This window comes from Pseudoalteromonas atlantica (assembly GCA_007988745.1).
In the GTDB taxonomy this organism is placed as follows: domain Bacteria; phylum Pseudomonadota; class Gammaproteobacteria; order Enterobacterales; family Alteromonadaceae; genus Pseudoalteromonas; species Pseudoalteromonas atlantica.
This window is the reverse complement of sequence record BJUT01000028.1, coordinates 43,855-51,960: the sequence shown is the minus strand read 5'-3', so window position 1 is coordinate 51,960 and position 8,106 is coordinate 43,855. Positions and strand designations below refer to the sequence as shown.

At 41.5% G+C, this 8,106-nt stretch carries 8 protein-coding genes; 3 read left to right on the top strand and 5 right to left on the bottom strand.

Annotated features, from left to right (window positions below; translation table 11 throughout):
- Window positions 1-202: 202 nt before the first annotated feature.
- The gene (locus tag PAT01_RS12445) at window positions 203-2,086 is read right to left on the bottom strand and encodes an AMP-binding protein (RefSeq protein ID WP_138578502.1); all 1,884 of its coding nucleotides are present in this window, start codon (window positions 2,084-2,086) and stop codon (window positions 203-205) included.
- A 184-nt stretch (window positions 2,087-2,270) separates the two neighbouring features.
- Between PAT01_RS12445 and PAT01_RS12440 the strand changes: the two genes are divergently transcribed.
- Window positions 2,271-2,675: a nucleotide triphosphate diphosphatase NUDT15 gene (locus PAT01_RS12440; RefSeq protein WP_024033224.1), complete on the top strand. Its 405-nt coding sequence runs from the start codon at window positions 2,271-2,273 to the stop codon at window positions 2,673-2,675.
- Here the strand turns inward: PAT01_RS12440 and PAT01_RS12435 are convergent.
- From PAT01_RS12435 to PAT01_RS12420, 4 genes are all read right to left on the bottom strand, one after another.
- Window positions 2,665-3,753 (bottom strand): polysaccharide lyase family 7 protein, encoded by a 1,089-nt coding sequence (locus PAT01_RS12435; RefSeq protein WP_055252782.1) that lies wholly within the window; start codon window positions 3,751-3,753, stop codon window positions 2,665-2,667. The two genes, PAT01_RS12440 and PAT01_RS12435, sit on opposite strands and share 11 nt — an antisense overlap.
- Window positions 3,754-3,864: 111 nt before the next feature.
- Window positions 3,865-4,833 (bottom strand): alpha/beta fold hydrolase, encoded by a 969-nt coding sequence (locus PAT01_RS12430; RefSeq protein WP_154945566.1) that lies wholly within the window; start codon window positions 4,831-4,833, stop codon window positions 3,865-3,867.
- 46 nt (window positions 4,834-4,879) lie between these two features.
- Window positions 4,880-5,659, bottom strand: coding sequence for a substrate-binding periplasmic protein (locus PAT01_RS12425; protein ID WP_154945565.1), 780 nt, complete (start codon window positions 5,657-5,659; stop codon window positions 4,880-4,882).
- 85 nt (window positions 5,660-5,744) lie between these two features.
- A complete protein-coding gene (locus tag PAT01_RS12420; RefSeq protein ID WP_154945564.1) occupies window positions 5,745-6,740 on the bottom strand; it encodes an AraC family transcriptional regulator in 996 nt (331 codons plus the stop codon).
- 97 nt (window positions 6,741-6,837) lie between these two features.
- Between PAT01_RS12420 and PAT01_RS12415 the strand changes: the two genes are divergently transcribed.
- Window positions 6,838-7,284 carry an SRPBCC family protein gene (locus tag PAT01_RS12415; protein ID WP_096740121.1) on the top strand — a complete coding sequence of 149 codons (447 nt, stop codon included), beginning with the start codon at window positions 6,838-6,840 and terminating at the stop codon, window positions 7,282-7,284.
- On the top strand, window positions 7,281-8,102 hold the full coding sequence (locus PAT01_RS12410) for a sterol desaturase family protein (RefSeq protein WP_096740120.1): 822 nt from the start codon (window positions 7,281-7,283) through the stop codon (window positions 8,100-8,102). Before PAT01_RS12415 ends, PAT01_RS12410 begins: the two co-directional genes overlap by 4 nt.
- Window positions 8,103-8,106 lie beyond the last annotated feature (4 nt).

Here is an 8,106-nt window from a genome sequence, read left to right as displayed (position 1 = left end):
TGCTACGTTATCGCCTATTTGTGGGGAACAACCACACTATATAGGCTCTGCCTTGCCTAAATACCAAACAGACAGCTGCAAATTTAACCTTAAAAGATCAACAGACCCTAGCATTAAGTAAGAAAGTGCTAATGAGTATAAAATTTCAGTCAAAGTAAAAGCCATTTTATTTTAAATATAAAATGGCTTTGTTAGGTTGGGTTTAACGCAGGGTGAGCTGCTGGTTTATTTCTTCAAAAATACCGGCGTCGTCTATGGTTGAAGGTATTTGTAGTTCGTCGCCATCGACCAGTTGACGTAAATTTTTGCGTAGTATTTTACCTGAGCGAGTTTTTGGTAATCGCTCTACGCTTACTATCGTTTTAAGGCACGCTATAGCGCCTATTTGGTTGCGTACTGTTTGCACAAGCTCTTGCTCTACATCGGTAGGGGAGCCGGTAAAGTCGTTTTTAAGTACGATCATGGCCATCGGTAATTGGCCTTTTAGTGTATCGGCAACCCCAAACACCGCGCACTCTGCAACGGCTGGGTGGGATGCGACTATTTCTTCCATTTCGCCGGTTGAAAGCCTATGACCTGCTACGTTTATAACATCGTCTGTACGGCCCATTATAAATAGGTAACCATCGCCATCTATGTAACCACCATCGCCGGAAAGATAATACCCTGGGTACTGAGTTAAATAACCGGTTTTAAAGCGCGCTGTGTTTTGCCAAATGGTGGGTAAGCAACCTGGTGGCAGCGGCAATTTTATAGCCACCACGCCTTGCTCGTTTGGTGCGCATTGCTCGCCTTGCATATTCAATATTTGCACATCAAACCCAGGAGTTGGCACGGTAGAGCTACCTGGTTTTGTTACTAATTCTTCTATGCCTACGGGGTTACAGGCAATGGCCCAGCCGGTTTCTGTTTGCCACCAGTGATCGAGTATTGGCAGGTTGGTTTTTTCTTTTAGCCAGTTGTACGTTGGCGGGTCGAGCCGCTCGCCAGCTAAAAATAGTCGTTTTAAACTACTGGTGTTGTACTGCTTAAAGCCCTTTGCATTTGGGTCTTCTTTTTTGATGGCTCTAAACGCAGTGGGCGCTGTAAATAATGCATTTACTTGGTACTGCTCTACTACTCGCCAAAATGCACTGGCATCAGGTGTGCGAACTGGTTTGCCTTCAAACAACACTGTTGTACAGCGATAAATTAGCGGGGCATACACTATGTAGGAGTGCCCAACGACCCAGCCTATATCTGAGGCAGCCCAAAATACGTCGCCGGGCTGCATGCCGTAAACGGTTTCCATGCTGTAGTGCATAGCAACACCATGGCCGCCGTTTTCACGCACTACGCCTTTAGGCGTGCCTGTAGTGCCTGAGGTATATAAAATATAAAGAGGATCACGCCCACTTAAAGGTACTGGCTCTACTGCAGTGGCTGTTTGCATTGCCTCATCCCAGTTAATATCTCTTGTGGGGATAAGCGTGGCAGCTACTTGTTCGCGCTGGTAAATAACGCAGTGATCTATTTTATGATTGGCAAGATCTATGGCGTGATCAATCAGCGGTTTATATTCTATTACGCTATCTACCTCTACACCGCACGAAGCGCTCAGTATGAGTTTAGGTTTAGCATCGTCTATACGTACGGCGAGTTCATGCGCTGCAAAGCCACCAAATACCACAGAGTGTATAGCGCCTAATCGGGCGCAGGCCAGCATGCCTATTACAGCTTGGGGGATCATGGGCATATAAATAACAACGCGGTCGCCTTTACTAACGCCTAACGATTGCATTACACCGGCAAATTTAGCTACCTCTTGCTGTAACTGGTAGTAGCTATACTTCTGCTGCGTGTTGGTTACGGGGGAGTCGTAAATAAGCGCGGTTTGCTCGCCAAAACCGGCAATAACGTGTTGGTCGAGCGCTAAAAAACTGGTGTTTAGTTGGCCATCATCAAACCAATGGTAAAGGCCGTCAGTGTCTTGTGTGTAGGCGTTTTCGGGCTTTTTATACCAAGGTAGGCGCTTTGCTTGTTCAAGCCAAAATTGTGCTGGGTTTTGTTTAAAGCTTTCGTATTGTTGTTTATATGGGCCTAACATAGTGGGCTCCTAATACTAAATGTGTGTGAGAGACCTTACAAAAGGTAGGCTTTTTTTTAATCGATAGGTATTCGACTATGGTCGGCTAAAAGTTAAACAACACTTTAGGTTTTAAAATACAAAATTGACAATACAAAGCGTGTGGCTCAGCATGGCGAGCAATTAAAATAAGAGAAAACACAATATGAGTAACGTAGTAAGAGTAGGGGTTGCGGTTATTATAATGCGCCAAAACACTATTTTATTAGGTGAGCGAATAGGGTCGCATGGTGCAAATACATGGGCAACGCCTGGTGGACATTTAGAATTTGGTGAAAGTGTTGAGCAGTGCGCAATACGCGAGGTATTTGAGGAAACAGGGCTAAATGTGAGTAAAATTACTAAGCTTGATTTTACTAACGATATTTTTAGTGCTGAGAATAAACACTACATTACTTTATACGTAAAAGCCGATTACGAGGGCGGCGAGCCTGTGCTAAACGAGCCAAATAAATGTATGCAGTGGCGCTGGTGCGACATTAATAATTTACCATCGCCACTGTTTACATCACTTAAAAACTACTTAACTACAACAACGCTTACGGTTTAGTTGATGGGCTTAATACTAATTTTTTAAAGCTCACTTGGGCGTAATCACCATTTTGCTTGTCGGTGGCCCAATCGCCAGTGCCTAAACAGCCTGGGTACCAAATGCCTTTAGCGCTTTTGGTGCTACATTGGTTATAAGCACCCGCTTTAAAGTAATGCCAATCGGCAGCATAGCCATTAGGGTGATCTTTTTCATCTACCTTGCCATAGGCATCTACGTTATTGCCTAAGTTAATTGCGTAGTTAACGTCTTTTTTGCCTTGGGCGCTAAAGGTTAAGTACATCATGTTTTTATGCACGTTTACTGTGTAACTAAAGTCTTCGCCAAGCGCTATGCCTGTCGCACCGGGATCGTCCGAGTTTTCCCAGGTATTACCCCACACAGGGTATGTAATGTCGGTTCGGTTAGGATCTTTTTTTGGTAAGTTACGTTCGTAATTCCAAAAAACAGATCCGGTTTTATGGCCAGGCCATTTTTTATAATAAATTTTAAGTGGTTCGTTACCCCAGCCAAAACCCAGTTTTGTATCTATTAAGGCTTGGTCTTTACCTGCGTGAATTTGCCCTACCACCACAGAGTAAGCGGCTTTTTTATTAGGATCGTTAGCGCGAAGCGCAACATGATCCACCTTTAGCGTGGCTTCCATTTTTCCGCCTACCGAGCCAAAGCGCTCCGATAGCGGGTGTACAGCTAGGGCAAAATTATTCTTTGAATTTTTAGTTTTTATTTTGGTATTAGTGCCGCGGATCATTTGTCTTAGTTCACTGCGGGTATTGGTTGAATTGGCACTGGTAAGCGCTTTATTTGGCGAGGTAAATACCATATAACCTTGATCATCAAGGTAGAAAAAATCAGGGTGCGCGTAGGTTTGGATCTCTTCTACGTCTACGGTATCTATTTTTCCATCGTTATTGAGATCTACAGGTACGTTTATTTTCCATTGCGATAAATCAAATTTTGACGCAGGTACTGCGACATTACTATCAACAGGTGTACTTGTGCTGGCACAGCCCATAAATAGCAAAGGGGTAACAGCAGCCAGTGCTGTGAGTTTAAAAGTAGATGTTAGATTTTTCATTGTTGTCTCTGTGTGATGATATTAAAAATGAGCGATATTAACTTCGCTTAACTTTAATCTAACATACCAATTTAAAATATCAACATTACCAATTTTTTGTTTTTGTAGTTTTTATAGTGCCTTTTTGGTTATACCAAAGTGGTTTTTTTGTTGTTGTTGTTTTTTGCGTTTTTTATTTAGGTGTTTGCGCTGCGCTTTTTTTACATGCTTAACTATCCACTTTGTCATAAGAGGCATAAGTTCTGGCGCAAAGTTATGGCCCATCCCAGGGACTACTCTTAGTTTGGCTTTTTTTATAAGGCTTGCCGTTTTTTTGCCTGCACTTACGGGTATTACCACATCGTCGCTGCCGTGAATTACTAAAGTAGGCGTTTTAATTTTACGAATTAAATGTTGCCTGTCTTTACTCGCGGCCATAGCAATAAGCTGGCGTTTGTAGCCACTTGGATTATGCGAGCGCTCTACAATTTGCGTTGCATGATGGCGAAGTGCGTCTTCTGATTGAGGGTAAGCGGGGCTGCCAATAAGTTGGTTAAGTTTAATGTTGTAGTTTATTGCCTCATCACGGCTGGATGTTTTGGGCTTTAATTTGGCAAGCTTTATAAATACGCCAATGCTTTTGGCACTCAGCCTTGGCAGGCTAGAGCTTGACATAATAGTGGTTAAACTTAGCACCTTTTTTTTATGTTGAGCTGCAATTAGTTGAGCAATCATACCGCCCATAGAAGCACCTACAAAATGCGCTTTTTTTATTTTAAGCGCCGCCATAAGCGCTAATACATCGTTTGCCATATCATCAAGTAAATAGGGCGTTTGCGTGCGTATGGGCAGGCGTTTACTTAACCACGATTTAAATAAACTCGGGCTAGGGTGGTGCTCTAAATGAGTAGAAAGGCCAGTGTCGCGGTTATCAAAGCGTATAACCCTAAACCCTATTTTTACTAAGGTGTAGTAAAGCGAGTCCGGCCACACGGTCATTTGTGCGCCTAAACCCATAATAAGTATGATTGCGGGGGCTTTTTTATCGCCTTCGTCTTGGTAACTGAGTTTTATACCCTGAGGTGTTTTAATTGTTCGCATAGCCAACTAGCAGTGTTTGCGTTGCTAAAATTATAGACCCTGTTTATTACAACTTGTTGGCAGTAGCCGGAAGCGGTAGTTGCCACTTGGTTAAAATAGCCTGATATTCGCCGTTTTCTTTTAGCGTGTTAAGTGCATGGCTAATAGCGCTTGCGGTGTGTTTATCTACGGTTTTGTTGGCACTAAAATATAATTTTGAAGGGTAGTCGGTTAAATGAATTCGCTTAGTTATTAAATTGGGATTTAGGCCTGAGTGCTTTAGCTCGTTATTTAATGTAAGTGTATTGGTTAGTACAAAGTCAATGCGTTTTTTATAAAGCATTTGCCACAGTTGCTGATAGTAGCTTACAAGAACAAGGTTTTTGTCTTCGGTAAAACCGGCGTTTTTTAAATAGGTGGCACTTGAATAGCCACGTATTGTGGCCACTTGGTAAAATTTTGCGTGATTAAGGTGGGTAACTTCATCAGTACGGTTTTTTAAGCTAACTAAATAAGCATCGGCAAAGTATGATTCACCGAGCCAGGTGTATTGCCTTGCTCTAATGGGGGTTTTTAAAAGAGACAACGCAATTGCATTTGGGTTGTTTTTAAGCATTGTAAAAATACGCGCCATAGGAATTATTTCAAACTTGGCGGATAGCTTTGTGTGCTTAATGGTGGCTTTGGCTAAATCGACTAATGCGCCGTCGGGTTCGTTATTTTCATTTATAAAATGATAAGGTGGGAGATCTTCTGCTACAAAGGTAATGGTCTGTGCGTTGCACATGGCGCTATAAAGCATAAACACACAAATACTTAATACTACACGCACAAATTTAACCCACATTTTTAATTATTATGCGCTCTAGTTTAAAGAGTGTTGATTAAAAGGTATACCATAAATGTTTATTTAATGTGAATAACACTGCGGTTCATTTACGTTTTAAAAATTGTGTGGGTGTGCAATGGTGCCATCGTAAAAAAGCACGATTAAACGAGCTCTGATCTTTAAAGCCTAACAGGTTAGCTAGTTCGCTAAGTGGCAGCGTGCCAATTAACGTGTGGGAGCGGTTTTTTCTTTCTTGTTCGAGCAATTGCGCAAAGGTTACATGTTGTTTTTTTAAATGTCGCTGTAGCGTGCGCGGTGTTACGTTTAGTGCGCTTGCAACTGCAATAAGCTGGCAATTTTGTAATGTTGTTTTTGCAATAAGTAGCTGTTTAACTTTTTCTGTTAAGTACTGCTGACTTTTAAAACGCGATAGCTGCTGTTGTGAAAGCTGCTTAAATGTAGCATTTACAATGGCGTTGTCGGTTTTAAAGGTAAGGTTTAAATAACTGCTCGGAAAGTTTATTTGGTTATGCGCTGCGCCGCTTATAACGGGGCATTTAAACCAGGCCTCTAACTGTTGTGTGTGCCTTTTAGGCCAATTATGTATAAAGCTGATACTGCTTGGGCAAAGCGATGCGTTTATTAATTGGCGAATAACGCTTACCCACGCAGTCATGTTTCGTAATACTACTTGTTCATTACAATGAGGATGAGCATGCCAGCGCACCGTAGCGGTGTCTGCAGTTTGTAAAAACTGCGCTTTACCAATATCTGCCACTAAGCTGTCGTAATTTAACAGTGCCTTTATAGCGCTACTTAGGGTATCGCTCGATTCTATTAAATAGCCCAATATACCGTAATCTGCGGGGCGAATGTGCATACCTAAAGTAAAACCAAACAGCGGATCGTTTAGCGCTTTTTGGCCATACACAAGCAGCGCATTGTAACTTTGTAAACTAATACGGGGTGCTAATTGCTGACTATGCTGGCGACTAAATTCAGTAAACCCGATTGCCTTAAGAGCCGTATTAGAATCAATATCTTGGGTTTGCAAGTAATCTAAAATGCTCGAAAAGTAATGATCAGCCAGTGTATGCATTTGTCGTCTAAAGCTAAAAAATGGTCGTGTATGAGCAAGCTTGCCATGTTCAATTTTTATATGCTAGTTACATGAGTAATTATCTTCGCTGTAAACAATGATCTTTATATCAATCAAACAAACGCTTAATGCAGATCCTTTGCAAATAATAACCACCTTGTTGGATCATCAGCAGTTAGATCGCTTTTTTAATGCCAAGTTTGAGCTAATAAAAACAGCAAATAGCGGTGAGCTAAAAGGCGGTAAAGGCGCTATTAGGCAAGTAAAAATGGCAAATGCCACGTTTAATGAGCGTATAATAATGGCTAACCCCAGCCACATTTGCTATCGAATAGAAGGTAATAAGCCTGTGGCGCACCATCAAGGTGATATTTATTTAGTTGCTAATACAGGGGCTAAAAGTATCACTACCGAGCTTAATTATTGTATACGCTGCAAAGCGCCGTGGTGGCTGCCAAATGCTTTGCTAAAACACCTAATTAGTAAAGATATAACCCAGGCATTAAATAAACTGCAGCATTACTTTATGGTGGGCAAAGTATGAACTCAGAAATTATTTTACTTGCCCTAAGCCCTGTATTTTTAGTGTTTGTATGCTTTGAATTTGTAAAATTTAAGCGCTATTACAATATAAAAGACAGCCTAGCAAACACCGTTTTAGCCTTGTTGCACCAAGGCGCAGATGCAATGGCACTGCTGCTACTTATGCCATTTTTTTACATGCTTTACGAGTACCGCTTATTTGATATAAAGCTGAGTGTATTAAGCGTTGCTTTTGCATTTTTACTGCAAGATTTTTTGTACTATTGGTTTCATCGTGCGTCGCATCATATTCATTGGTTGTGGGCTGCGCATGTGGTGCACCACAGCTCCACTAAAATGAATTTTACCACTGCGTTTAGGCAAAGCATAATGTACCCAGTAGCCGGCATGTGGGTATTTTGGCTACCTATGATACTGCTAGGCTTTGACCCTTTAACCGTATTTAGCGTAGTGGCACTTAATTTGGCATATCAATTTTTTGTGCACACGCAAATAGTGGCTAAGTTAGGCTGGTTTGAAAGCGTATTTAATACGCCATCGCACCACAGGGTTCATCATGCAATTAATAAACGCTACCTTGATAAAAACTTTGCCGGTGTGCTTATTATTTGGGATAAATTATTTGGCACATTTGTAGAAGAAGACAAAAATCAGCCCTGTAAATACGGCATAGTAGGGCAGCTAAATAGTAATAACCCACTAATAATAACGTTTCATCAGTGGGCTCATTTATTAAAAAGTACCTATACGGCGAAAGGATTAAAAGCTAAATGCAAAGTGCTATTTGGCTACCCAACCAGTAGCGTTAAAGTTAAATAACAGA

Coding starts and splice junctions, on each gene's coding strand:
- PAT01_RS12410 (WP_096740120.1), top strand. CDS start 7,281: ATGAACTCAGAAATTATTTTACTTGCCCTAAGCCCTGTATTTTTAGTG.
- PAT01_RS12440 (WP_024033224.1), top strand. CDS start 2,271: ATGAGTAACGTAGTAAGAGTAGGGGTTGCGGTTATTATAATGCGCCAA.
- PAT01_RS12430 (WP_154945566.1), bottom strand. CDS start 4,833: ATGCGAACAATTAAAACACCTCAGGGTATAAAACTCAGTTACCAAGAC.
- PAT01_RS12445 (WP_138578502.1), bottom strand. CDS start 2,086: ATGTTAGGCCCATATAAACAACAATACGAAAGCTTTAAACAAAACCCA.
- PAT01_RS12435 (WP_055252782.1), bottom strand. CDS start 3,753: ATGAAAAATCTAACATCTACTTTTAAACTCACAGCACTGGCTGCTGTT.
- PAT01_RS12425 (WP_154945565.1), bottom strand. CDS start 5,659: ATGTGGGTTAAATTTGTGCGTGTAGTATTAAGTATTTGTGTGTTTATG.
- PAT01_RS12415 (WP_096740121.1), top strand. CDS start 6,838: ATGATCTTTATATCAATCAAACAAACGCTTAATGCAGATCCTTTGCAA.
- PAT01_RS12420 (WP_154945564.1), bottom strand. CDS start 6,740: ATGCATACACTGGCTGATCATTACTTTTCGAGCATTTTAGATTACTTG.